The organism is Pseudoxanthomonas sp. USHLN014 (assembly GCF_037153335.1).
GTDB classification, from domain to species: domain Bacteria; phylum Pseudomonadota; class Gammaproteobacteria; order Xanthomonadales; family Xanthomonadaceae; genus Pseudoxanthomonas_A; species Pseudoxanthomonas_A winnipegensis.
In genome coordinates, this window is sequence record NZ_JBBCKO010000009.1 from 166,548 (window position 1) to 188,853 (window position 22,306).

Below are 22,306 nucleotides of genomic sequence, written 5' to 3' on the forward strand. Positions count from 1 at the left end.
CTGGCTCAGCAGCCCATCGCGATGGGTACATCGAATTCCAGGTCGACCACCCACGCCGCACCGTCCCAGCGCTGCACCTGCATGCGCAGCAGGCTCGGGGCGACATAGGACGCGCCCTGCCCGGCGCGCGAGACGTCCTTGGCCAGCGTGATCCACTTCCCTTCGCCGCCATGAGCGCGTACCGCGGCGAGCAGTTCGGCCTGACCGAACGACGGAAAGCAACTGGCTTGCTGCGTTGTGGGCGGCGGAATATCGAAGTGCCCGTCACCCGGGTCGGCGATGGACTGCCAGGCCGTCGTGCAGTGCTTCCAATCCAGCAGATCCAGATGCGGCCCCTCGTCACCGAGCGCCAGACTGGTTTGGTACTGGAAACGGATCCGGAGCTTTTCGCGTGGCGTATCTTCGCCCTGCTCCACCTTGACCATGCGCACGCTGTCGCCAAGTTCGGTCTCCAGCGTGTAGCGACGCTGGAACGGCGAGGTTCGCTTCCAGAGCGCCGTTGGCGCCTGATCCGTCCACACTTCGATGCGGCGAATCTCCGCCTGCGCCGATGGCGACGTCGACAGCGCCAGACAGAGGCAGGACGCCAGCCACACTCCCCGAACTTGCCCGAGGAGCCAGCGCGCGCTCACATCGTGTGCGTCGGCTTGTCGGCGTTGAGGGTGCCGGCCAGCAGGGTCTCGATGCGGTTGCGGACCGCGTCGCCCTCGCCGCCTTCGCTGAACTGCACGCCGATGCCGGCGGTGCGGGCGCCCTGGGCGCCGACCGGCGTCACCCAGATCACCTTGCCGGCCACCGGCAGACGCTCGCTGGACTCGGGCAGGGTCAGCAGCACGAACACCTCGTCGCCGAGGAAGTAACGCTTGGGCGTGGGCACGAAGATGCCGCCGTTGCGCACGAAGGGAATGTAGGCGCTGTACAGCTGGGCCTTGTCCTTCACCGTCAGCGACAGGATGCCGCCCTTTGTTGCATTCATCCTCGTCCTCCGTTCGACGCATCACGCGTGCCGCGCCAGGCAAGCAACAGGTCCACGATCGCCAGGTCGGCGCGCACCGTGGTGCGCAGCAGGTCGCGCGTGCGGTTGGCCGCGTCGAACCACGCGGCCAGCTTGTTCAATCGCGCAGGATCGGTCAAGGCCGCATCGGCCGACTGGGTCAGCGCCAGCTCGGCGGCGAAGCGCAGGCGCAGCGCGGCGTGCTCGTCGCCGGCCCAGCGCTGGGCGGTCTCGACCACCGACACCTGGCCGCGTTCGAGCTTGGCCAAATCGCTGGCGACCTCGCGGCGCAGCGCCATGCCGCCCTCGGCCAGCCACGACAGCGCCAGGCCGGGATGCCCGCGCGCGGCGTCCAGCGCCTCGGCCGCCGCGCCCTGCGGATAGTCCTGCGCCGCCAGCCAGGCCAGCGCCTCCTCGCGCGCCGGCAGGCGGATCTCCAGCCGCTGGCAGCGGCTGCGGATGGTGGCCGGCAGGCGCATGGGCTCGGCGCTGAGCAGCCACAGGTAGCGGCCGGGCTGGGGCTCTTCCAGCGTCTTGAGCAGGGCGTTCCAGGCCGCGGTGTTGACCGCGTCGGCCGGATCGATGATCGCCACCTGCGCGCGGCCGTACTGCGGGGTCAGCGAGAGCTTCTGCGAGAGCTCGCGGATCTGGTCGATCACGATCTCGGTGCGCAGCTTGGTGCCATCGCGCGTGGGGATGAAGGACACCCGCTGCAGGTCCGGATGGGTGCCGGCATCGATCAGCTGGGTGTCGCGGCTGTCGCCATCGGGCGCGCCTGCGCTGAGCACGTAGCGCGCCAGGCGATCGGCGACCGCACGCTTGCCCACGCCCGCCGGACCGGCCAGCACCAGCGCGTGGCCCAGACGCCCGGCCTGCAGCGCGGCCAGCGCCTGATCGTAGGCGCGCTGCTGCCAGGGCGTGAACGCGGCCGCGCTCATGCCTGCGCGTCCAGCCACGTCTGCACGGCCTGGCGCACGGCCGCGGCCACGTCCTGCGGCGACTGCGCCGCATCGATCACGCGGAAACGCTGCGGGAAGGCCTGCGCGCGCCGGCGGTAGCCTTCGCGCACCCGTTCGAAGAAGTCGTCCTGCTCGCGCTCGATGCGGTCCGGCCACAGGTCGCGGCCGGCGGTGCGTGCGCGGCCCACGCGCACGTCCAGGTCCAGCAGCAGGGTCAGCGCCGGCGCCACATGCACCACGCGCTGCTCCAGGTCTTCCACCAGCGCGCGATCCAGACCGCGCCCATGCACCTGGTAGGCGTAGCTGGAATCGGTGAAGCGGTCGCTCACCACCCAGGCGCCACGCGCCAGCGCCGGGGCGATCACGCGCTGCACGTGCTGGGCGCGCGCGGCGAACATCAGCAGCAGTTCGGCCTCCGGCGCCAGGGCTTCGTCGCCCGGCTGCAGCACGATGTCGCGCATGCGCTCGGCCAGCGGCGTGCCGCCCGGTTCGCGGGTCAGCAGCACCTCGTGCCCGGCCGCCTGCAGGGTCTCGCGGATCGCGCCAAGCGCGCTGGTCTTGCCGGCACCCTCGCCGCCTTCCAGGCTGAGGAAGTGCCGGTGTTCGAGCGGACGCGCGCTCACGGCTGCTTGGCCTTGGCGTCCTGCGCCGGCGCGGCCTGGGCGTCACCGGGCGCCGTGGCGGCGTCCTCCGGCAGCGGCGGGCGGCGCAGGCGGTCCAGATACTGGCGTACGGCCGCGTTGTGCTGGTCCAGCGTGGCCGAGAACACATGCCGCCCGCTGCCGTCGCCCAGCGCGACGAAGTACAGCGCGTCGCCCTGGGCCGGATGCAGCGCGGCCTCCAGCGCGGCGCGGCCGGGCATGGCGATCGGCGTGGGCGTCAGCCCGGTGCGCGTATAGGTGTTGTACGGCGTATCGGTGGTCAGGTCGCTGCGGCGGATGTTGCCGTCGTAGCGGCTGCCGATGCCGTAGATCACGGTCGGGTCGGTCTGCAGCTTCATGCCCAACTGCAGGCGACGCACGAACACCCCGGCGATCTGCGCGCGCTCCTCGGCGATGCCGGTCTCCTTCTCCACGATCGAGGCCAGGGTCAGCGCCTGCTCGGGCGAGTCCAGCGGCAGCTCGGGCGCACGAGTGGCCCACAGCGCGGCCAGCGTCTTGTCCATGGCCTCGTGGGCGCGCTTGAGCACGTCCAGGTCCGAATCGCCGCGCGCATAGAGATAGGTCTCGGGCAGGAACCGGCCTTCCGGATGCTGCCCGGGGTGGCCGAGCTGCGCCATCAGCGCCGCATCGTCCAGCTGCATGGTCTGGTGACGCAGCGGCGTGGCGGCGTTGAGCGCGGCGCGCAGCTGGCGGATATTCCAGCCTTCGACGATGGTGAAGCGGTACTGGATCGTGCGGCCGGCGCGCATGGCCTGCAGCAGCGAACGCGGCGTGGTCACGCCGGGCTCGAGCGCGTACTCGCCGACCTTGAGCTTGCCGGCCGCATCCAGCTGACGCGCAAGCAGCTGCCATTCGATGTCGGCACCGGTGGTGATGCCCTGCGCGCGCAGATGCGCCAGCACGCCGCGGAAGCTGTCGCCCTGGCGCACCTGCGCCACCTGGTCGGGCTTCAGCCCCGGCAGCGGCTGCGACTGGAAGGCCTGGTAGTGCTGCCAGCCCCACACGCCGACGGCAGCCACGGCCAGCGCCAGCAGCACGAGGAGGAACACGAGGGCGCGGCAACCGCGCTTGCAACCTGACGCCACGGCGATTCGGGGGGATGACGGAAGTGGGCGGCAGGATACCAGCCGGAGAAGTGAGCGCAGAGGAGCGGGGAGCGAGGTGAGCCAGGGCCGGAATTCGGCTTTCGCTCACTCCTCACCCCTGCTCGCTCACGCTCGCCCCAGCGCCAGCAGCATCCCGCGCGCCTTGGCCCGGGTCTCGTCCAGCTCGGCCTGCGGGTCCGAATCGACCACGATGCCGGCGCCGGTGCGGAAGCGCAGCGTGGTGCCGTGCGGGTCCTGATCCAGCTGCGCACTACGGATCAGGATATTGAGGTCCATGTCGCCATCGCGCCCCAGCCAGCCGAATGCGCCGGTATAGGCCCCGCGCGGGGTCTGCTCCAGCTCGGCGATGATCTGCATGCAGCGCACCTTGGGACACCCGGTGATGGTGCCGCCGGGAAAGGTCGCGGCGATCACCTGCCCCGGCGTGACCCCGGCGCGCAGCCGGCCACGCACGTTGCTGACGATGTGATGCACGTGGGCATAGCTTTCCACCGTCATCAGCTCGTCGACCTCGACCGTGCCCGGCCTGCACACCCGGCCCAGGTCGTTGCGCTCCAGGTCGATCAGCATCACGTGCTCGGCGCGCTCCTTGGGGTGGCCGACCAGCTCGCGGATGCGCGCGGCATCATCGTCGCCCGCGAAGCGCGGGCGGGTGCCGGCGATCGGGCGCGTTTCCACCACACCCTCGCGCACAGACACCAGCCGCTCGGGCGAGGCACTGACCACGGCGTGTCCCTCGTACTGGAACAGCCCGGCGAACGGCGCCGGATTGCTGGCCCGCAGCCGCGTGTACAGCGCGGCCGGCTCCAGCCGCGGCGCGAAGCGCGCCTGCCAGCCGCGCGAGAGATTCACCTGGAACACGTCGCCGGCGACCAGGTAGTCCAGGATGCGGCGCACGCCCTCGGTGAAGCGCTCGGGCGCGTCCTCGTGCAGCGCCTCGGGCGCGTGCCAGACAGGCGCGGGCAGCGTCGCCGCCCGCGCCAGATCCGCGGCGATCAGCTCCAGCAGCGCCTCACACCCGGGCTCGGCCGCCGCCACGCAGCGGCCGCTCGCGCGATCGCGCAGCACCGCGGCGGGACACCGCAGCGCCAAAGCCACCGGACCGGCGCCCTTGCCCTGCGGCAAGGCCAGCACCGGCTCGACCTGCGCGGCCAGCTCGTAATCCAGCATCAGCGCCCAGCCGCCGTGGAACGGCCAGGGCGAGGCCGCACGCGCCGTGCGCAGCGGCTGCCACGCGGCATCCAGCAGCGCGAGGAACTCGCCATCCAGCGGCGCGCCGTCCAGCGTGCGGGTCACGCCATCGCCGCCCAGGCGCAGGCCTTCGCCCGTGCTCGCCAGCAGCAGGTCCCAGCGCCCATGCACCGTGCCGGACGCGACCGACTCCATCAGCAGCGGATAGCGCGCCGGCGCGCTGCGCTGCAGGGCCAGCAGGTCGGTATCACCGGGCAGGTCGTGGATCAGCATGGAAGCATCGTCATCCCGCAATGCACATCGGGAGCGGCCTCAAGGCCGCTCCCGATGCGGGTGTTGCACGGCGCGGCACGCTCAGAGGCGCTTGAACACCAGCGTGCCGTTGGTCCCGCCGAAGCCGAAGCCGTTGGACATGGCCACGTCGATCTGCTTCTCGCGCGCCACGTTGGGCACGTAGTCCAGATCGCAGCCCTCGCCCGGGTTGTCCAGGTTGATGGTCGGCGGGATCACGCCCTCGTGCAGCGCCATCACCGAGAAGATGGCCTCCACACCGCCGGCGGCGCCGAGCAGGTGACCGGTCATCGACTTGGTCGAGCTGACCATCATCTTGTAGGCGTGATCGCCCATGGCGCGCTTCATCGCCAGGGTCTCGGCCAGGTCGCCCAGCGGCGTGGAGGTGCCGTGCGCGTTGAGGTAGGCCACGTCTTCCGGGTTCACCCCGGCGTCCTTCATCGCCATGGTCATGCAGCGCGCCGGGCCGTCGCCATTCTCGCTGGGCGCGGTCATGTGCCAGGCGTCCTGGCTGGCGCCGAAGCCGGCCAGCTCGCAGTAGATGCGCGCGCCGCGGGCCTTGGCGTGTTCGTACTCCTCGATCACCAGGATGCCGGCGCCGTCGCCCATGACGAAGCCGTCGCGCTCGGCGTCCCACGGCCGCGAGGCGCGGGTCGGATCGTCGTTGCGGGTGGACATGGCCTTCATCGAGCAGAAGCCGGCCATCGAGGTCGGCGAGGAGCCGCGCTCGGCGCCGCCGCAGACCATCACGTCGGCATCGCCGTACTGGATGGTGCGCATGGCCATGCCGATGGAATGGTTGGCCGTCGCGCACGCCGACACAGCCGAGAAGCCGGGCCCTTTGAGGCCCTTCATGATGCTCAGGTGGCCCGGCAGCATGTTGATGATCGTGCTGGGGATATAGAACGGCGAGACCTTGCGCGCGCCGCCCTCCAGGTATTTTTCGGTCTGCTGCTCGATGCCCAGGATGCCGCCGATGCCCGAACCGACCATGGCGCCGATGCGTTCGGCATTGGCCTCGGTGACTTCCAGGCCCGAGTCCTCGAGCGCCATCAGCGAGGCCGCCATGCCGTAATGGATGAAGGCATCCATCTTCTTGGCTTCCTTGGGATGGATGAACTGGCTGATGTCCAGATCCCGCACCTCGCCGCAGATGCGGGTGGCGAAGGTCGAGGCATCGAACGAGGTCAGCGGGCCGATGCCCGAGCGACCATTCTTGATGCCGTCCCAGCTGGTGACCAGGTCGTTGCCCAGCGGCGAGACCATGCCCATGCCGGTAACGACGACGCGACGTCGGCTCATAACGTTCTACTCCGCAATGCTGCAGGCCGGTCCAGAACCGGCGTTGACAGGGATGTCGGCGCACCTGCGACCAGATGCGCGCGGGGCCGCAAGCGCGGCCCCGGCGTGATGCATGGCGTCAGCGCCGATCAGGCCTTGACGTGGGCCTTGACGTAGTCGATGGCCTGCTGGACGGAGGTGATCTTCTCGGCCTCTTCGTCCGGAATTTCGCACTCGAACTCTTCTTCCAGCGCCATGACCAGCTCGACGGTGTCCAGCGAGTCGGCGCCCAGATCGTCCACGAACGATGCGTTGGTGGTGACTTCTTCTTCTTTGACGCCAAGCTGTTCGACAACAATCTTCTTGACGCGTTCTTCAATGCTGCTCATGGATTCGCTCCAGACGGAGGTGGGTAGTAAACACGGGATAGTGTAGTGGAAACAGGACGTTACGCGCGCGTGCGCGTATCGCCCCGTGAATCAGCCACTTAGGGCGGATTTTTGCCTTACGGCATGTACATGCCGCCGTTGACGTGCAGGGTCTCGCCGGTGATGTACTTGGCGCCCGGCCCGGCCAGGAAGGCCACGGCGTTGGCGATGTCGGCCGGCTCGCCCAGCTGGCCCAGCGCGATCTGGCCCAGCAGGGCCGCGCGCGCGTCCTCGGGCAGGGCCTTGGTCATGTCGGTATCGATGAACCCGGGCGCCACCACGTTGACGGTGACCCCGCGCGAACCGATCTCCTTGGCCAGCGACTTGGAGAAGGCGATGATGCCGGCCTTGGCCGCGGCGTAGTTGGTCTGGCCCGGGTTGCCGGTCACGCCGACCACCGAGGCGATGTTGATGATGCGGCCGCGGCGCGCCTTCATCATGCCGCGCATCACGGCCTTGGAGGTGCGGAACACGCTGGACAGGTTGGTGTCCAGGATCGCGTTCCAGTCCTCGTCCTTCATCCGCATCAGCAGATTGTCGCGGGTGATGCCGGCGTTGTTGACCAGGATCGAGACCGGGCCGAACTCCTTGGCGGTGGCATCGATCAGCGCCTCGACCGCCTCGGCGTCGGTGACGTCCAGGGTCCGGCCATGGCCGCCCAGGGTCTCCATGCGCTGGGCGATGGCCTGCGCGCCGGCGTCGGTAGTCGCCGTGCCGATGACGGTGGCGCCCTGCGCGGCCAGCGTGTCGGCGATGGCCGCGCCGATGCCGCGGCTGGCGCCGGTTACCAGGGCGATCTCGCCGGCCAAGGGGAGTGCAGCGTTCATGCGGTCTTCCAGGTCTCGAGCGCCGAGGCGAAGTCGGCCGGGGTGGACAGCGCGCGGCCGTCGAGGGACTTGTCGATGCGCTTGACCAGGCCGGTCAGCACCTTGCCCGGCCCGCATTCGGCGATGCGCGTGGCACCGCCGGCGGCCAGCGCCTGCACGCAGTCGGTCCAGCGCACGGGCAGATACAGCTGGCGCACCAGCGCCTCGGCGATCGACTCGATCGAATCGTGCACCTGGGCATCGACGTTCTGCACCACCGGCAGCGCCGGCAGATGCCAGGACAGGCCCTTGATGGTCTCGGCCAGGCGGTTGGCGGCCTCGCGCATCAGCGGGGTGTGCGAGGGCACGCTGACGGCCAGCTTGACCGTCTTGCGGATGCCGCGCGCGTTGAGTTCGGCGATGGCCGCATCGACCGCCTCGGCGTCGCCGCCGATCACGATCTGGCCAGGCGAGTTGTAGTTGGCCGGCACCACAACCTTGCTGCCGGAGACCTGCGCGCAGACCTCGGCCACCAGCGCGTCCTCGGCGCCGAGCACGGCGGCCATCGCGCCGACGCCGGCCGGCGCGGCCTCCTGCATCAGCTGACCGCGAATGCGCACCAGGTGCGCGCCATCCCGCAGCGACAGCGCACCGGCGGCGACCAGCGCGGTGTACTCGCCCAGGCTGTGGCCGGCCAGCCGGGCCGGCGTCGGGCCGCCTTCCTTGCGCCACAGGCGCCACACCGCGATGCCCGCGGCCAGCAGGGCCGGCTGGGTGTATTCGGTGCGATTGAGGAGTTCTTCCGGGCCGCCCTGCGAGAGCGCCCACAGGTCCGTGCCGGCGCCGTCGGAGGCCTCGTTGAAGGTGTCGCGCACCTGCGGGTGCAGCTCGGCCAGTTCGGCCAGCATGCCGATCGACTGCGATCCCTGGCCGGGAAACACGAAGGCAAGTGAGGTGTCAGTCACGCGCAAAAACGCCCTGCTGGGAAAAACGAGCGGCGATGATAAGCGTGAAAGGCGCGCGCCGTCTGTACTGGGGCGTATGCCAGCGGTCGGCCTCGCGATGGCGCGCGGCTCATCCCAGCAGCAGACGCAGCACGTCAAGGTCGCCGTCGCTGAACCAGTCGATGGCCAGCGTGCCGATGATCAGCACGCTGAAGGTGCTGGCCGCATGCAGCACCAGCAGCGCATGCGCCAGCCGGCGCGACTTGCGCCCCAGGCGATTGCACACCGCCGCCAGCCGCTGCAGGCGGCCGGTGACCCGATGGGTCTGCTGCTGCACGTCGCTGGCGTCGCGCGCCATCGCCTCGTGCATCAGCGCCTGCAGCGCCTCGGGCCGGCGCTCGTAGTAGCGCGCCACGCCATAGCCGAACATCAGCCAGTCGCGCGCCTGCGCCTGGGCCAGGTTCATCACCTCCAGCGGATCTTCCTCGAAGTCGATGAAGCCGATGCGCTGGCCGTCGTAGGTCATGTTGCGCGGCAAGGGCTGACCGAGATAGGCGCCCTGCGCATGCGCCTTGGCCATCGCCTCCAGGGCCAGGCGCACCAGCTGATCGCACTGCGCATCGTCGCGCGCATTGCGCAGCCAGCTGGCCAGCGACTTGCCGTTGTCGCTGAGCACCAGCGAGGCGCGGCCGCGGCCGATCACTTCGGGCACGTGCACGCGTTGCGCGGCCAGCTCGCTCAGGCGGCGGGCCTCGGTATCCAGCGCGCCGGCGCCGACGTGGTGCGGCGGCGGGCGCAGGGGATCGATGCCAAGCTTGTCGGCGATGAACTTCAGCGCGCCCAGCGACAGCAGGCGGCTGCCTCCGTCGCGGTAGTGCTTGAGCCAGGCTTGCCGGCCGTCGATGAGGATGGGTTCGACCATGGGGGTTTCTCGCGCCTCGGGCCTGGACCCGACATGTCGGAAACATGTTAAACCCGAAGCGTTAACGCAATTACAACCTGCAGTCGGACGCAAGCCACGTTGCGTTCAGCACAGACGGGCCGAAGGCATGCCTGACAACACGCACCATGCGTCAAGGCCGGCTTGCGCCGGCCCTGAATCGCTGAAGAAATCGGGTGGCTGGCGGACGGACAACCTGGCGCCGGCCGCGCAAGCACGGCTCAGAAGCGCAGCAGCACCGAGCCCCAGGTGAAGCCGCCGCCGAAGGCTTCCAGCAGCACCAGCTGGTCGCGCTGGATGCGGCCATCGCGCACGGCTTCGTCCAGCGCGATCGGCACCGAGGCCGAGGACGTGTTGCCGGTACGGTCGACGGTGACCACCACCTGCTCCATCGACATGTCCAGTCGCTTGGCGGTGGCTTCGATGATGCGCAGGTTGGCCTGGTGCGGCACCAGCCAGTCCAGGTCGGTCTTGTCGAGCTGATTGGCCGACAGGGCCTCGTCCACGACCGCGTCCAGCGCCTTGACGGCGTACTTGAACACGTCGTTGCCCTTCATCAGGATGCGCGAGCCGTTGTTGGGCTCCTCCGGCTTGAAACCCGAGGACACGCCGACCGGATTCCACAGCAGCTCCTTCTTGCTGCCGTCGGCATGCAGGTGCGTGCTGAGGATGCCGGTGGTCGCATCGGCCTTGAGCACCACCGCGCCGGCACCGTCGCCGAACAGCACGCAGGTGGTGCGATCGCTCCAGTCGGTGATGCGGGTCAGGGTCTCGGCGCCGACCACCAGCACCGTGCGGGCATCGCCGGTGCGGATGAACTTGTCGGCCACCGACAGGGCGAAGACGAAGCCCGAGCAGGCCGCGTTGACGTCCAGCGCCATGCAGCCTTCGGCGCCCAGCTTGGCCTGGATCAGGCAGGCGGTGGAGGGAAACACCAGATCCGGCGTGGTGGTGCCCACCACGATCATGTCCAGCTCGGACGGCGCCACGCCTGCGGCTTCCAGCGCGCGCAGGGCGGCCAGATGCCCCAGCGAGGCGCTGGTCTCGCCTTCGCCGGCGATGCGTCGCTCACGGATGCCGGTGCGGGTGCGGATCCACTCGTCGCTGGTGTCCACGATCTTGGACAGATCGTCGTTGGTCACCACCTTGTCCGGCAGGCAGCTGCCTGTGCCTGCGATACGCGAGTAGATACGACCGTTCGTCACCGGCTGGCTCATCGTGATTCCCGTTGCGCGACCCGCAAGACGGGCCTGAATGATGCGGCGATCGGGCGCGCGTGCTTAAACGACGCGCGCCGTCAGGCTCATTCTTCGTCGACGACAGCCGACTTGGTCGCGATGACCTTCTTGCCGCGGTAGTAGCCGTCAGCCGTCACGTGGTGACGGATGTGGGTCTCGCCCGTGGTCGGGTCGGTGGCCAGCTGCTTGGCGGTGAGGGCGTCGTGGGCGCGGCGCTGGCCGCGACGGGACGGGGTGACGCGGGATTTCTGAACTGCCATGGTCTTGCTCCAAACGTGTCTGCGATTCAACCGCCTGCGGGGCGGTCAGTTCTTCTTGAGCGAGGCCAGGCCCGCGAACGGGTTGGCCTTCGCCAGTTCTTCCTGCTGCGGGGCAGCGTCAAGCTCCACCGCGGGCAATTCCGGATCCATCGGCACGGCGGGAACCGCCAGCACCAGCTCGTCCTCCACCAGGTCCAGCGTGCGCAAGATGCCGTCTTCGGGCACCAGCAGCGCTTCCATCTCCGGCGGCAACGCCGCTTCCTCGGCCTCGTCCCGGATCAGGCCGAGCCGCTGCACCATCGACACCGGGAACAGGAACCGCTGCAGGCTGCGCTGGCATTCCAGCGGCAACGCGGCATCGATCGTCAGCTCCACATAGGGCACCTGCAGCGCATCGCGATCGAACTGCATCGTGAAGCCCACCTCGCCCTGTGCATCGGTCAGCAGCCCGTCCAGCCGGCGGAAGGCCGCCAGCGGCACCCTGCCTTCGAGACTGCGCCGCCCGGCCACCATGCGCCAGATATCCAGGGTTTCGGGCACGTGCGCGGACATAAGCCGCAAAATGTTAAAGAGCCGGCCTGGTCATGTCAAATGCGCCGGACCGGCGCCCGACTTGGACCGCCGATCGCCGCCGCCCTGCCCCGCTCCACCACCCCCAGCTTTGGCAGATGGCCGCGGAGCGGCCTGACCGTTCGGCCGGCGCCGCTGGCCTCAAGGCTTCCGCACGCGGATCGGCTGCTCGGACCAGTCCTCCACGCTGCCGTCGCGCCCGTGCAGGCGCAGCCCCAGCCAGTGCTGGCCCGGCGCGAGACCGCTGGCATCCACCCGCACGCCGAACCCCACGTCCGGATGCTGCGGGTCGTTGGAGATCTTCCAGTAGGTGGCCACGCCCGGCGCGGGCAGTCCGTAGCGGGCGCGGGCCACGACCCGGCCATCGATCAGCACCTCGACCGCATCCAGCCCGACCCCGTCCTTGAACGCCCACCCCGCCACGTCGAACACGCCCGACACGTCCGCGCCGCCCACCGGCGTATCGATCCAGGCCATCGCCGGGGTCACGCACGGCTGCGCGCGGGCCGCCTCCAGCGCCGCCGCATCGCGGCGCGGCAGGCTGAACAGCAGGAAGCGCTGGCGGCCGTGGTCGACATTGATCACCCGCGGCGGCGGCAACGGCCCGACCTGCGAGCACAGGAAGTGGTACTGCACCAGCAGATCCTTATAGGACACCTCGCTGGCGCCGACCACCAGCAGCTGTGCGGTCGGGCTGGCGCCGTCGCTGTGCAGGCCCCACAGGCGCAGCTGTGGTGCGCGGCCGTGCTTGATGTTGAGCGGATGGTCGAGCACCGGGATCGCATCGTCGCCCAGCGCGAAGCCCAGCTCGGCGCCGACCTTGAAGTTGTCGGCGAGCATGCCGGTCGGCTCCGGCGCGCGCGCCAGTTCCTCGCGCACCGCGTCGGCCAGCACGTTCCAGCCGGCGAAGTTGTAGGGATAGAACTTCTGCCCGGCCAGGTCCGCGCGCCAGCGCGGTACCGAGGCGATCAGGTAATAGCCCAGCACGCTGGCCAGGCCCAGCCCGCACAGCGTCCAGGTCGCGCGCCGCAGCCACGGCGACCAGGTGCGCAGCAGCACCGGCACGGCCAGCAGCAGGGGGAGATAGCCGGGCAGCGGCCAGTGGAAGCTGACGCGTTCGACATCGGCGAAGAAGCCCAGCACGAAGAAGCCGATCGTCGACACCGCGCCCAGCAGGCCGAAGTAGCGCCGCTGCGGCGGCAGCGCATCACCCTTGCGCAGCGCGCGGGTCAGCACCGTGATCAAGGCGAAGAACAGCAGCGGCGTCACCAGCGCCGCCTGCACCAGCAGGAACCACAGCCCGGTCCACTGGAAGGTCCAAGGATGACGTTCGACCAGCTGGAAGCGCAGGCCCGCGTCGGCGTTCTCGATGTTCCAGGCGATCAGCGGCGCCCAGGCCGCCACCCCCAGCGCCAGCGCCACCCACACGCGCACATCGCGCAGCACGCGCCGGCCTTCGGGAATCAGCAGCAGCGCGATCAGCCCGGTGCCGATCACGCCGACGAAGCGATAGTGGCTGAGCGCGCCGATGGCCAGGCCGAGCGCGAGCTCGGCCGCGCCGGCCGCATCGATCTGGCGCAGCAGGCGCGCGCCTGCATCCAGGCACAGGACCGTGGCGAAGGCCATCGGCACATCGGGAATGGCCAGGATGCCCAGGCTGCCCGACAGCGGCATCAGCAGCAGCAGGCTGCCCGCGCGCCAGCCGGCCACCGCGCTGAACCAGCGCGTGCCGATGCCGATCATCAGCCACGGCAGCACCGCCGACAGCAGCAGGAACGGCAGCCGGATCGCCAGCACATGCTGTCCACCGATCAGCGTGCCCAGACGCGTCATCCACGCGGTCAGTCCAGGCAGGTCCGAATACGCCGCGGCCAGGTGGCGTCCTTCCTGCCAGTAGAACGCCTCGTCGACGAATAGCGGCAGGCGCGCGGCGATCATGACCTTGATGACAGTCAGGACGATCCACAGCGCCAGGAACGTGCGCTGTGCGCGCGCTTCTTCATTCATATAGCCGCTACACTCGGGAAAAAGGACAACGTGGAGCCATGATGCAGCTCAGGTCTTCAGCACGCCCCATGCTACCCGAGGCCTTGTCGACGGCTCTGCAGCAGGCCCAGGCGCAGGTCAATGGACTTGTGCTGGGCAAGCCGCGCCAGGTGCGCCTGGCCTTCGTCGCGCTGCTGGCCGATGGCCATCTGCTGATCGAGGACCTGCCCGGCCTGGGCAAGACCACGCTGGCCCATGCGCTGGCGGCCACGCTGGGACTGAACTTCCAGCGCGTGCAGTTCACCTCCGACCTGTTGCCCGGCGATGTCCTGGGCGTGTCGATCTACGATGCCCAGGCGCGCCGCTTCCAGTTCCATCCCGGCCCAGTCTTCACCCATGTGCTGCTGGCCGACGAGATCAATCGCGCGCCGCCGCGTACGCAGAGCGCGCTGCTCGAGGCGATGGCCGAACACCAGGTCACGCTGGACGGCACCACGCACCGTCTGGAAGAGCCGTTCTTCGTCATCGCCACGCAGAACCCGGTCGATCTGTCGGGCACCTATCCGCTGCCGGATTCGCAGCTGGACCGTTTCCTGCTGCGCATGGCGCTGGGCTATCCCGAGCCCAAGGACGAACGCGCGCTGCTGGCCGGCAGCGACCGGCGCGAACTGATCGCCCAGGCGCGTCCGCTGCTGGGCGTGGAGCAGGTGCTCGAACTGCGCGCCGCCGTCGCCCAAGTGCATGCCAGCGATGCGCTGCTGGACTACGTGCAGGCGCTGGTGAACCGCAGCCGCCGCCAGCCGGGCGTGCGCGTGGGCCTCTCGCCCCGCGCCGGCCTGGCGCTGCTGCGCGGCGCGCGCGCGCATGCGCTGCTGCTGGGCCGCGACCACGTGATCCCTGAGGATGTGCAGGCCTTGTTCGCCGCCGTGGCCGCGCATCGTCTGGTGCCCGACGCCGAAGGCGTCTCGGCCACCGAGCTGGCCCAGGCCATCGCCCAAGCCGTCGCGGTGGACTGAGGCGTGGCGTTGCTCGCGCGCCTGCGCAGCAAGGCGGCACTGATGGCCAGGCCGCAGGCGCCCGAATCGCTGCCGGTCAGCCTCGACCGACGTCGCGTCTATGTACTGCCGACCGGCTTCGGCCTGTTCGCCGGCGGCCTGGTCGGCGTCATGCTGCTGGGCGCGCTGAACTACAACAACAACCCGGCCTTGCTGCTGGCATTGCTACTGGCAGCGACGCTGATGGCCAGCCTGATGGCCGCGCACCTGCAGCTTTCGGGTCTGCGCGTCGACGCGATCGGCGCCGAGCCGGTGCATGCCGGCCAGCCGCTGCAGCTGCAGCTGGCCGTGTCCGCGCGCGATGCGCGCCCGCGCATCGGCCTGCGCCTGCGCGCCGGCCAGGACGAGGCGCTGGTGCCGGCGCTGCACGAGGGCCACCAGGTCATCGCCACGCTCGACTATCCGACCGCCACGCGCGGCTGGCTCACGCTGCCGCGGCTGCGCCTGTCCACCACCCAGCCGCTGGGCGTGGCGCGCGCGTGGTCGTGGGCGTGGCCCGAGACGGCGCTGCTGGTCTATCCGGCCGTGGAAGTCGACGGCCCGCCCCTGCCCGAGCCCGGCGGCGCGTCGCGCCAGACGCGCGTGGACGCGGCCGGCGAGGAGCTGCACCACCTGCGCGCCTATCGTCCCGGCGATGCGCAGCACACCATCGCCTGGAAGCCCTCGGCGCGCCGCGACACCTTGCTGGTGCGCGAGTACGAACGCCCGGTCGGCCGCGAGGTCGTGCTGGACTGGTCCGCGCTGGCCGCCCTGCCGCAGGAGGCGCGCATCGCACGGCTGACGCACTGGATCGAGCTGGCCGAACGCCAGGCGCGGCGCACGCGCCTGCTGCTGCCGGGCCAGCCGCCGATCGGGCCGGCCAGCGGGCCGACCCATCGCCACCAGTGCCTGCGCGCCCTGGCGCTGCTGCCCAGGAGCAGGACGTGATCGGCCGCCGCGTGCACACCGATTCGCCCGCGCTGGACGCGCGCAGCCGACTGTGGACGCTGGCCTCGGCCGGCTTCGGCCTGCTGCCGCTTCTGCTGCAGCTGCCGGGCGGCACGGCGCTGGCGATCGGGGCGATCGGCCTGCTCAGCGCGGGCGCCTCGTGGAAGCGGCGCATCCCGCTGCCGCTGCGCGTGCTGCTGGCGCTGGCGGCGCTGGCCGCGGTGCTGTGGTCGGCCGGGCCGCGCGTCGGCCGCGATACCGGCTGCGCGCTGCTGGCGGCGATGCTGGCGATCAAGCCGACCGAGACCACCACGCTGCGCGACGGCCGCAGCCTGGTGGGCTTTGCGCTGTTCGCGCCGTTCGCCGCGTTCCTGCTCGATCAGGGTCCGCTGACGATGGCGCTGGGGCTGGTCTCGGTACTGTGCGCGCTGGTGGCCATGCTGCGCCTGGCCGCGCTGGAGTCCGGCCTGCTCGACGCCAGCGGCGCCAGCGCGGCGCGCATCAGCCCCTGGCAGCTCGGGCGGCTGGTGCTGATGGGGCTGCCGCTGGTCCTGCTGACGTTCTGGCTGTTCCCGCGCCTGGGCAGCCCGCTGTGGGGCCTGCCCGACCGCGCGGTCGGCCGGCCAGGCCTGTCCGACGACATGCGGCCGGGCGAGTGGATCGACCTTCTGGCCGACGACACGCCGGCCGCGCGCGTGACCTTTTTCGGCGCCACGCCACCACCTTCGCAGATGTACTGGCGCGGGCCGGTGCTGGACGACTTCGACGGCCGCGTGTGGCGCCGCGGCTGGAGCGGTGGGCGCGCGCCGGCCGAGGTGTCGCGTCAAGGCCCGCGCTACGACTACCAGCTCGACTACGAACCCACAGACCGCAGCCAGCTCGTCGCGCTGGACCTGCCCTTCGCGGCGCCCGAAGGCGCGCGGCTATCGGCCGACTACGAACTGAGCGCGCAGCGCCCGCTGGCCTCGCTGACGCGCTGGCGCATGCAGGGCCAGGCGCCGGCGCGCTTCGATGCGCAGCTGCCGCCACAGGCGCTGCAGCGCGATCTGCGCCTGCCGCCGGGGCTCAATCCCCGCACGGTCGCGCTGGGCCGGCAGTGGCGCGGCGAAGCCGGCGCCAACGGCGATGCAGCCATCGTCCAGCGCGCGCTGACCTGGATCCGCAAGGACTTCGGCTACACGCTGGACATCCCGCTGCCGGGACGCGACATGGCCGACGAGTTCCTGTTCCAGACCAGGCAGGGCTTCTGCGAGCAGTTCAGTTCGTCCTTCGTGATCCTGATGCGTGCGGCCGGCATTCCCGCGCGGGTGGTCACCGGTTACGTGGGCGGGGTGCGCAATCCGTTCGGCGGCGGCTACTGGATCCTGCGCCGCCAGGACGCGCACGCCTGGGCCGAAGTGTGGCTGCCGCAGCGCGGCTGGGTGCGGGTGGACCCCACTGCCGCGGTGGCGCCCGAGCGCATCTACGACACGCTGGACGACCGTGCCCAAGCCGGTGGCGACGGGGGCGAGGGTCTGTTCGGCCTGAGCCGCTACGCGCAGGTCAGCGACTGGCTGCGGCGCGGCTGGAACGATCTGGTCCTGGGCTTCGATGTCGAGCGCCAGCGCCGGCTGCTGCAGCCCTTCGGCATCGAGCGCCTGAACGAAGGGCGCCTGGGCCTGCTGTTCGCGCTGGCCGGCGGTGGCGCGCTGCTGGGCATGGCCTGGCTGCTGGCGCGCGGCGAACGCGAGCGCGATCCGCTGCTGCGGCAGTGGCATGCGCTGGGGCGGCGCTATCGCCGCTTCGATCTGGCGCCCGGCGCGGACGAGCCGGCGCAGCGCTGGGCGCAGCGTGTGGCGGGCGTGCGACGCGACGCCACTGCAGCGCACAAAAACGAGGAACTCATCTCACTCAGCCAGCGTTTCGCACAGGCACGCTACGCTGCCGGTCACGCGGACGTCCGGGCGCTGATACGCGATCTTCGCCGGCACCGTCCGTGATCCATTCCGAGGCCCGTATGAAGCGCATGTCTTTCCTCCGTCCGCTGGCCGTGACTGGCCTTGCGATCGCCCTAGGCGCCTGCGCGACCGCGCCCAAGCCGCTGCAGGGTCAGTTCCCCGGTGTGACGCCGCGCGATGCGGTGGTCGGCGTGCAGACCGGCGCGCAGGTGCGCTGGGGTGGCCGCATCGTCGAGACCAAGCCGGGTGCAAACAGCACGTGCTTCGAGATGATCTCCGCGCCGCTCAGCGCCACGGGCCGTCCGCAAAGCGATACGCCGGATGCCACCGATGGGCGCTTCATCGCCTGCCGCGCGGGCTTCTACGATCCGGCGATCTTCTCCAAGGGCCGTGAGGTGACCTTCGTCGGTCGCGTGTCCGGCACCGAGACCACGCGCATCGGCGAGTACGACTACCGCCTGCCCAAGGTCGACGCCGATGTGGTCTACCTGTGGCCGAAGGTGCGCGAGGTGCAGGTGCGCCCGTATCCGTACTACGACCCGTTCTGGGGTCCTGGCCCGGGCTGGGGCTGGGGTCCGCGCTGGGGCTGGTGGTAAGTCGCCTCAGTTTCCGCGTGGTAGAAAAAGGCCGGCGATTGCCGGCCTTTTCTTTGAAGTGCTTCTGCCTATCAATCGATCGCTGGCGTGGGCGTCGGCTTCGGGTGCGGCGCTCCGACGGGCGGGGACCGCTGATCCCTCCATCAGGGCATCCTGACCCAGGACGGGCGATCGGCTTCCTTCCTCGCTGGTCGCGCCCTCGCCCGCCGGACCGCTGCCGCGCGCGTCATGCCCAAGCACTTCGGGTCGAAAGCAAGGCTTTGGTGGAAGATGAGTTGACCTATCTGCTGCCAGGGCCTCGATCCGAGCGGCTCTGCGGAACGAGCAAGTCGCCGCGTTCTTGTAGAGCGGAGCTTGCTCCGCTGCATTCCGGCCGGATCATCGGGAAAGCCTGAGCGGAGCAAGCTCCGCTCTACAGGTGGGAGCCGCCCTTGTGCCTGTTTGGCCAAGGGCGGCGATGGCGCTTTCCCGGCAGCGCCTCATCGCCCGCCAAGGGCCAGCGAGCGATGACTGACGATCCGATGAGCCATTCCCGGCCGGGTCGAGGCGGGTTGGCGAAGCGAGTCCCCCGCTGGCGCACGCATGCCATCCCCATGGTTCACGCCCTGCACTCCGGCGAAAAGCCGTGCCAACTGCCTGCGCGGGCAGTCCCGCGGGCTTCAGCCGCCCGGCGCGCCGAAGTGGCCCAGCGCCGCGCCGGCCAGCAAGTGCAGGTGGATGTGGTAGACGGTCTGCCCGGCATCGTCGCGGCAGTTCATGACCACGCGATAGCCCTTGTCGGCGAAGCCTTCATGTCGGGCGTAGTGCGCCGCGGCCAGCACCAGCTTGCCCACCAGCGTGGCCTGGTCCGGCGTCAGGTCGTCCAGCGTGGGCACGTGCACCTGCTTGGGAATGAACAGCACGTGCACCGGCGCCTGTGGCGCGATGTCCTTGAAGCCCAGCACCTCATCGTCCTCATAGACAATGGTGGCGGGAATCTCGCGCCGGATGATCTTGCCGAAGATGGTGTCGTTCATTGGAGGAGTGAGCGCAGTGAAGTCAGGAGTGGGAAGAGCTTAGCGCGATGCGCAAGAAGAGGATTCCGGCTTCTGCTCACTGCTCACATCTCTCCACTCACGCCTGCCTCAACTCATCTCGCTGCGCGAACCGAACGCGTGCGAGAGCGTGCCGCGATCGACGTACTCCAGCTCCCCACCCAGCGGCACGCCGTGCGCCAGGCGCATCGGCTTGACGTCCGCCTGGCGCGCCAGCTGCGCCAGATAGTGCGCGGTGGCCTCGCCCTCGACGGTGGGATTGGTGGCGATGATCAGTTCGGCGACCTCGCCCTGCGCCAGACGCTGGGACAGCTGTTCCAGGCCGAGCTCGCGCGGGCCGATGCCGTCCAGCGGCGAGAGCCGGCCCTGCAGGATGAAGTACAGGCCGCGATAGCCGGTGGCCTGTTCGATGGCCAATCGGTCCGCTGGGGATTCGACCACGCACAGCTGGTGGCGGTCGCGGCTGGGGCTGGCGCAGATGGCGCACAATGGGCCTTCGGTGAAGTCGCGGCACTGCTGGCAGTGGCCGATGTGCTCCATGGCCTCGGCCAGCGCGGACGACAGCCGACGGCCGCCGGCGCGATCGCGCTCCAGCAGCTGGTAGGCCATGCGCTGGGCGCTCTTGCTGCCCACGCCGGGCAGGACCTTGAGCGCGTCGATGAGCTGTTCGAGCAGCGAGGAAGTCAAAGGAGATGGGGCCGGGGATCAGGGACCAGAGGCCAGGGAAAACGCAGGGGCATACCGGCCCCTGGTCCCTGGCCTCTGACCCCCGCCTTTCAGAACGGCAGCTTCATGCCGGGCGGCAGCTGCATGCCGGCGGTGGCCGAGCCCATGCGCGTCTTGGATTCGGCGTCGATCTTGTTGGAGGCGTCGTTGAACGCCGCGGCGATCAGGTCCTCGAGCATTTCCGCATCGGACAGCAGGGTCGGATCGATGCGCACCTTGCGGCACTCCTTGGCGCCGGTCAGCGTCACGCTGACCATGTTGCCGCCGGCGTTGCCGGTGACTTCCAGCTTGGCCAGCTCTTCCTGCGCCTTCTGCAGGTTTTCCTGCATCTTCTGCGCCTGCTGCATGAGTTGGGCGATGTTTCCACGCATGGTCTGGTTACTCGTCGAAAGGTCGGATGGAATCGGGCACCACGCGCGCGCCGTGCTGCTGGATCAGCCGCTGCACGTCGGGATGGTTCATGAACTGTTCTTCGGCCGAGGCGCGGCGCGCGTCCTGCTGGCGCGCATCGCGCATGGCCAGCGTCTCGGCACCTTCGCCGGCGACCGCGCCGGTGTCGAACACGATCTTGGGCACGCGCCCCAGCGAGGCGGACAGCGCATCGGCCAGGTCGCCCACCGAGCGCTCGGTGCGCAGATAGTCCAGGCCGGGCGCCAGGGACAGGCGCAGCACCGCATCGCCGTAGCTGGCGAAGGCGACGTTGGCGGCGAGCTGGCGCGAAGGCCCGCTCAGCTTGGCCGAGGCGACCAGCGCCAGCCAGTGATCGGTATCGGCGATGCCGTCACTGGTCGGCGGCGGCGCGGACGGCGCGCGCGCGGGCGTGGCAGGCGCGGCGATGGGGCTCGGGGCTGCCTGCACCGGCTCGGCGACACTGATCTTCTGCGTCGGCACTTCCCACGGCGGGACATCGTCCATGGCTGGTGCCGGCGTGGGCGCGGCTTGCGCCGCCGGCGCAGCGGCGAAGGGCGCGGGTTCCGGCTCGCTCACTACGGATGGCTTCGGTGCGGGTGCGGGCACGGGTTCGACCGGCGCATGCGGGGCCGTCGCCATCTCCGGCATCAGCGGGGCCGCGGCGGCGCGTCCGCTTGCGGCCTCGTCCACGGTGCCCGCGGTCGGCTTGGCCGGTGCGGCGGAGGCCGGCGCGACATCGCCGGCTCCGGCCGGACGGAAGGCCAGCATGCGCAGCAGACTCATTTCGAACCCGGCGCGCGGGCTGGGTGCCAGGTAGAGATCGCGGCGACCGTTGAGCGCCATCTGGTACCAGAGCTGCACCACTTCCGGGCGCAGGCGCTGGGCGAAGCCTTCGGCGTCGACGCCCTCGGCCTCGATCGTCACGCCCGGCACCAGCTGGCGCACCTGGATGCGATGCAGCGCCTCGGCGAAAGCCTCCAGCACCCCGCCCCAGTCCGGCGAGAACTCGGCCAGCGTGGCGATGGTGGCCATCAGCCGCGCGCCGTCGCCGTCGGCCAGCGCGTCGAGCAGCGCGCCGACCTGGGTGCGGTCGACCGTGCCCAGCATGGTGCGCACGCCGGCATCGCTGAGCTCGCCGGCGGTGTAGGCGATGGCCTGGTCCAGCAGCGACAGGCCGTCGCGCAGCGAACCATCGGCGGCCTTGGCGATCTGGCGCACCGCGCCGTCCTCCGAGGGAATCTGCTCGGCGCCGAGGATCTTGGTGATCTGCCCGCCGATCTGCGCCTCGTCCAGGCGCTTGAGGTTGAACTGCAGGCAGCGGCTGAGCACGGTCACCGGCAGCTTCTGCGGATCGGTGGTGGCCAGCAGGAACTTCACGTGCTCCGGCGGCTCCTCCAGCGTCTTGAGCAGCGCGTTGAACGCCGCCTTGGACAGCATGTGCACTTCGTCGATCAGATAGACCTTGAACTTGCCGCGGCTGGGCATGTACTGGGCGTTCTCGATCACTTCGCGCACATCGTCCACGCCGGTGTTGGAAGCCGCGTCGATCTCCAGCAGGTCGATGTAGCGCCCGGCGTCGATGTCCAAGCAGGCCGCGCACTGGCCGCACGGATCGGCGCTGGTGCCGGTCTCGCAGTTCAGCGACTTGGCGAAGATGCGCGCGATGGTGGTCTTGCCGACCCCGCGCGTGCCGGTGAACAGGAAGGCGTGGTGGATGCGGCCGCTATCGAGCGCGTTGGACAGCGCACGCACCACGTGCTCCTGACCGACCAGTTCGGCGAAACGCTTCGGGCGCCACTTGCGGGCCAGGACGAGGTAGGACATGCGGTCATTGTGCCGCGCCAGGGGGGGCGTTCCAAGGACGAGCGTAGCGAAGCGACCCTCCAGCGTCCCGGCATGAACGGCCCGTCGCGCACGACAGCTCCGCGGGACTCGCAATAAATCCGGCGCGCGGCTAGAATCTG

At 70.1% G+C, this 22,306-nt stretch carries 23 protein-coding genes; 4 read left to right on the top strand and 19 right to left on the bottom strand.

The features are described from left to right. Nucleotides 1-5 precede the first annotated feature (5 nt). The 15 genes from WFQ05_RS16195 to WFQ05_RS16265 all read right to left on the bottom strand — a co-directional run bounded on the left by WFQ05_RS16195 (nt 6) and on the right by WFQ05_RS16265 (nt 13,677). Nucleotides 6-596 carry a hypothetical protein gene (locus tag WFQ05_RS16195; RefSeq protein ID WP_337054554.1) on the bottom strand — a complete coding sequence of 197 codons (591 nt, stop codon included), beginning with the start codon at nt 594-596 and terminating at the stop codon, nt 6-8. A gap of 32 nt (nt 597-628) precedes the next feature. Continuing rightward, entirely contained in the window at nt 629-976 is a 348-nt protein-coding gene (locus WFQ05_RS16200; protein ID WP_130520096.1) for a PilZ domain-containing protein, read from the bottom strand. Beyond that, nucleotides 973-1,932, bottom strand: a complete 960-nt coding sequence (locus tag WFQ05_RS16205) for a DNA polymerase III subunit delta' (protein WP_337054555.1) — start codon at nt 1,930-1,932, stop codon at nt 973-975. The genes WFQ05_RS16200 and WFQ05_RS16205 overlap by 4 nt, the downstream gene beginning before the upstream one ends. Continuing rightward, nucleotides 1,929-2,576, bottom strand: a complete 648-nt coding sequence (gene tmk / locus WFQ05_RS16210) for a dTMP kinase (RefSeq protein ID WP_130523528.1) — start codon at nt 2,574-2,576, stop codon at nt 1,929-1,931. Before tmk ends, WFQ05_RS16205 begins: the two co-directional genes overlap by 4 nt. Continuing rightward, on the bottom strand, nt 2,573-3,700 hold the full coding sequence (mltG, locus tag WFQ05_RS16215) for an endolytic transglycosylase MltG (protein ID WP_337054556.1): 1,128 nt from the start codon (nt 3,698-3,700) through the stop codon (nt 2,573-2,575). The genes tmk and mltG overlap by 4 nt, the downstream gene beginning before the upstream one ends. Before the next feature lie 126 nt (nt 3,701-3,826). Next, a complete protein-coding gene (locus tag WFQ05_RS16220) occupies nt 3,827-5,185 on the bottom strand; it encodes an aminodeoxychorismate synthase component I (RefSeq protein ID WP_337054557.1) in 1,359 nt (452 codons plus the stop codon). 81 nt (nt 5,186-5,266) lie between these two features. After that, a complete protein-coding gene (gene fabF, locus WFQ05_RS16225) occupies nt 5,267-6,505 on the bottom strand; it encodes a beta-ketoacyl-ACP synthase II (RefSeq protein ID WP_337054558.1) in 1,239 nt (412 codons plus the stop codon). A 128-nt stretch (nt 6,506-6,633) separates the two neighbouring features. Beyond that, nucleotides 6,634-6,873, bottom strand: a complete 240-nt coding sequence (gene acpP / locus WFQ05_RS16230; RefSeq protein WP_130520084.1) for an acyl carrier protein — start codon at nt 6,871-6,873, stop codon at nt 6,634-6,636. A gap of 116 nt (nt 6,874-6,989) precedes the next feature. Continuing rightward, entirely contained in the window at nt 6,990-7,739 is a 750-nt protein-coding gene (gene fabG, locus WFQ05_RS16235) for a 3-oxoacyl-ACP reductase FabG (RefSeq protein ID WP_130520082.1), read from the bottom strand. After that, nucleotides 7,736-8,683 (bottom strand): ACP S-malonyltransferase, encoded by a 948-nt coding sequence (gene fabD / locus WFQ05_RS16240; RefSeq protein WP_306992917.1) that lies wholly within the window; start codon nt 8,681-8,683, stop codon nt 7,736-7,738. Before fabD ends, fabG begins: the two co-directional genes overlap by 4 nt. Nucleotides 8,684-8,792: 109 nt before the next feature. Continuing rightward, entirely contained in the window at nt 8,793-9,584 is a 792-nt protein-coding gene (locus tag WFQ05_RS16245) for a serine/threonine protein phosphatase (protein WP_337054559.1), read from the bottom strand. A gap of 239 nt (nt 9,585-9,823) precedes the next feature. Then, on the bottom strand, nt 9,824-10,819 hold the full coding sequence (locus WFQ05_RS16250) for a beta-ketoacyl-ACP synthase III (RefSeq protein ID WP_130520076.1): 996 nt from the start codon (nt 10,817-10,819) through the stop codon (nt 9,824-9,826). Nucleotides 10,820-10,905: 86 nt separating this feature from the next. Continuing rightward, nucleotides 10,906-11,100, bottom strand: a complete 195-nt coding sequence (gene rpmF, locus WFQ05_RS16255) for a 50S ribosomal protein L32 (RefSeq protein WP_130520075.1) — start codon at nt 11,098-11,100, stop codon at nt 10,906-10,908. 45 nt (nt 11,101-11,145) lie between these two features. Then, entirely contained in the window at nt 11,146-11,652 is a 507-nt protein-coding gene (locus WFQ05_RS16260) for a YceD family protein (RefSeq protein WP_130520073.1), read from the bottom strand. 159 nt (nt 11,653-11,811) lie between these two features. Next, nucleotides 11,812-13,677, bottom strand: a complete 1,866-nt coding sequence (locus WFQ05_RS16265) for a glycosyltransferase family 39 protein (protein WP_337054560.1) — start codon at nt 13,675-13,677, stop codon at nt 11,812-11,814. 41 nt (nt 13,678-13,718) lie between these two features. On the opposite strand from WFQ05_RS16265, the gene WFQ05_RS16270 reads away from it, so the two are divergent. The 4 genes from WFQ05_RS16270 to WFQ05_RS16285 are packed head-to-tail and all read left to right on the top strand — an operon-like array spanning nt 13,719 to nt 18,171. Then, entirely contained in the window at nt 13,719-14,672 is a 954-nt protein-coding gene (locus tag WFQ05_RS16270) for a MoxR family ATPase (protein WP_130520212.1), read from the top strand. A 42-nt stretch (nt 14,673-14,714) separates the two neighbouring features. Beyond that, nucleotides 14,715-15,638, top strand: a complete 924-nt coding sequence (locus tag WFQ05_RS16275) for a DUF58 domain-containing protein (RefSeq protein ID WP_337054571.1) — start codon at nt 14,715-14,717, stop codon at nt 15,636-15,638. 11 nt (nt 15,639-15,649) lie between these two features. Continuing rightward, entirely contained in the window at nt 15,650-17,617 is a 1,968-nt protein-coding gene (locus tag WFQ05_RS16280; RefSeq protein ID WP_337054572.1) for a DUF3488 and transglutaminase-like domain-containing protein, read from the top strand. A 26-nt stretch (nt 17,618-17,643) separates the two neighbouring features. After that, entirely contained in the window at nt 17,644-18,171 is a 528-nt protein-coding gene (locus WFQ05_RS16285) for a Slp family lipoprotein (RefSeq protein WP_130520067.1), read from the top strand. Nucleotides 18,172-18,830: 659 nt separating this feature from the next. Here WFQ05_RS16285 and WFQ05_RS16290 read toward each other — a convergent pair. The 4 genes from WFQ05_RS16290 to dnaX form a co-directional block, all read right to left on the bottom strand. Beyond that, nucleotides 18,831-19,187 carry a histidine triad nucleotide-binding protein gene (locus WFQ05_RS16290; protein ID WP_337054561.1) on the bottom strand — a complete coding sequence of 119 codons (357 nt, stop codon included), beginning with the start codon at nt 19,185-19,187 and terminating at the stop codon, nt 18,831-18,833. Nucleotides 19,188-19,295: 108 nt separating this feature from the next. Next, nucleotides 19,296-19,892, bottom strand: coding sequence for a recombination mediator RecR (gene recR, locus WFQ05_RS16295; protein ID WP_130520064.1), 597 nt, complete (start codon nt 19,890-19,892; stop codon nt 19,296-19,298). Between the two features lie 89 nt (nt 19,893-19,981). Beyond that, nucleotides 19,982-20,302: a YbaB/EbfC family nucleoid-associated protein gene (locus WFQ05_RS16300; RefSeq protein WP_130520062.1), complete on the bottom strand. Its 321-nt coding sequence runs from the start codon at nt 20,300-20,302 to the stop codon at nt 19,982-19,984. Nucleotides 20,303-20,309: 7 nt separating this feature from the next. Next, on the bottom strand, nt 20,310-22,166 hold the full coding sequence (dnaX, locus tag WFQ05_RS16305) for a DNA polymerase III subunit gamma/tau (RefSeq protein WP_337054562.1): 1,857 nt from the start codon (nt 22,164-22,166) through the stop codon (nt 20,310-20,312). Between the last annotated feature and the right edge of the window lie 140 nt (nt 22,167-22,306).

Excerpts from the sequence above, each read along its gene's own strand:
- WFQ05_RS16260 (WP_130520073.1), bottom strand. The coding sequence starts at position 11,652 with ATGTCCGCGCACGTGCCCGAAACCCTGGATATCTGGCGCATGGTGGCC.
- WFQ05_RS16285 (WP_130520067.1), top strand. The coding sequence starts at position 17,644 with ATGTCTTTCCTCCGTCCGCTGGCCGTGACTGGCCTTGCGATCGCCCTA.
- fabF (WP_337054558.1), bottom strand. The coding sequence starts at position 6,505 with ATGAGCCGACGTCGCGTCGTCGTTACCGGCATGGGCATGGTCTCGCCG.
- WFQ05_RS16265 (WP_337054560.1), bottom strand. The coding sequence starts at position 13,677 with ATGAATGAAGAAGCGCGCGCACAGCGCACGTTCCTGGCGCTGTGGATC.
- dnaX (WP_337054562.1), bottom strand. The coding sequence starts at position 22,166 with ATGTCCTACCTCGTCCTGGCCCGCAAGTGGCGCCCGAAGCGTTTCGCC.
- WFQ05_RS16220 (WP_337054557.1), bottom strand. The coding sequence starts at position 5,185 with ATGCTGATCCACGACCTGCCCGGTGATACCGACCTGCTGGCCCTGCAG.
- WFQ05_RS16205 (WP_337054555.1), bottom strand. The coding sequence starts at position 1,932 with ATGAGCGCGGCCGCGTTCACGCCCTGGCAGCAGCGCGCCTACGATCAG.
- WFQ05_RS16290 (WP_337054561.1), bottom strand. The coding sequence starts at position 19,187 with ATGAACGACACCATCTTCGGCAAGATCATCCGGCGCGAGATTCCCGCC.
- fabG (WP_130520082.1), bottom strand. The coding sequence starts at position 7,739 with ATGAACGCTGCACTCCCCTTGGCCGGCGAGATCGCCCTGGTAACCGGC.
- WFQ05_RS16245 (WP_337054559.1), bottom strand. The coding sequence starts at position 9,584 with ATGGTCGAACCCATCCTCATCGACGGCCGGCAAGCCTGGCTCAAGCAC.
- rpmF (WP_130520075.1), bottom strand. The coding sequence starts at position 11,100 with ATGGCAGTTCAGAAATCCCGCGTCACCCCGTCCCGTCGCGGCCAGCGC.
- acpP (WP_130520084.1), bottom strand. The coding sequence starts at position 6,873 with ATGAGCAGCATTGAAGAACGCGTCAAGAAGATTGTTGTCGAACAGCTT.
- WFQ05_RS16300 (WP_130520062.1), bottom strand. The coding sequence starts at position 20,302 with ATGCGTGGAAACATCGCCCAACTCATGCAGCAGGCGCAGAAGATGCAG.
- WFQ05_RS16250 (WP_130520076.1), bottom strand. The coding sequence starts at position 10,819 with ATGAGCCAGCCGGTGACGAACGGTCGTATCTACTCGCGTATCGCAGGC.
- WFQ05_RS16270 (WP_130520212.1), top strand. The coding sequence starts at position 13,719 with ATGCAGCTCAGGTCTTCAGCACGCCCCATGCTACCCGAGGCCTTGTCG.
- WFQ05_RS16275 (WP_337054571.1), top strand. The coding sequence starts at position 14,715 with ATGGCCAGGCCGCAGGCGCCCGAATCGCTGCCGGTCAGCCTCGACCGA.
- WFQ05_RS16200 (WP_130520096.1), bottom strand. The coding sequence starts at position 976 with ATGAATGCAACAAAGGGCGGCATCCTGTCGCTGACGGTGAAGGACAAG.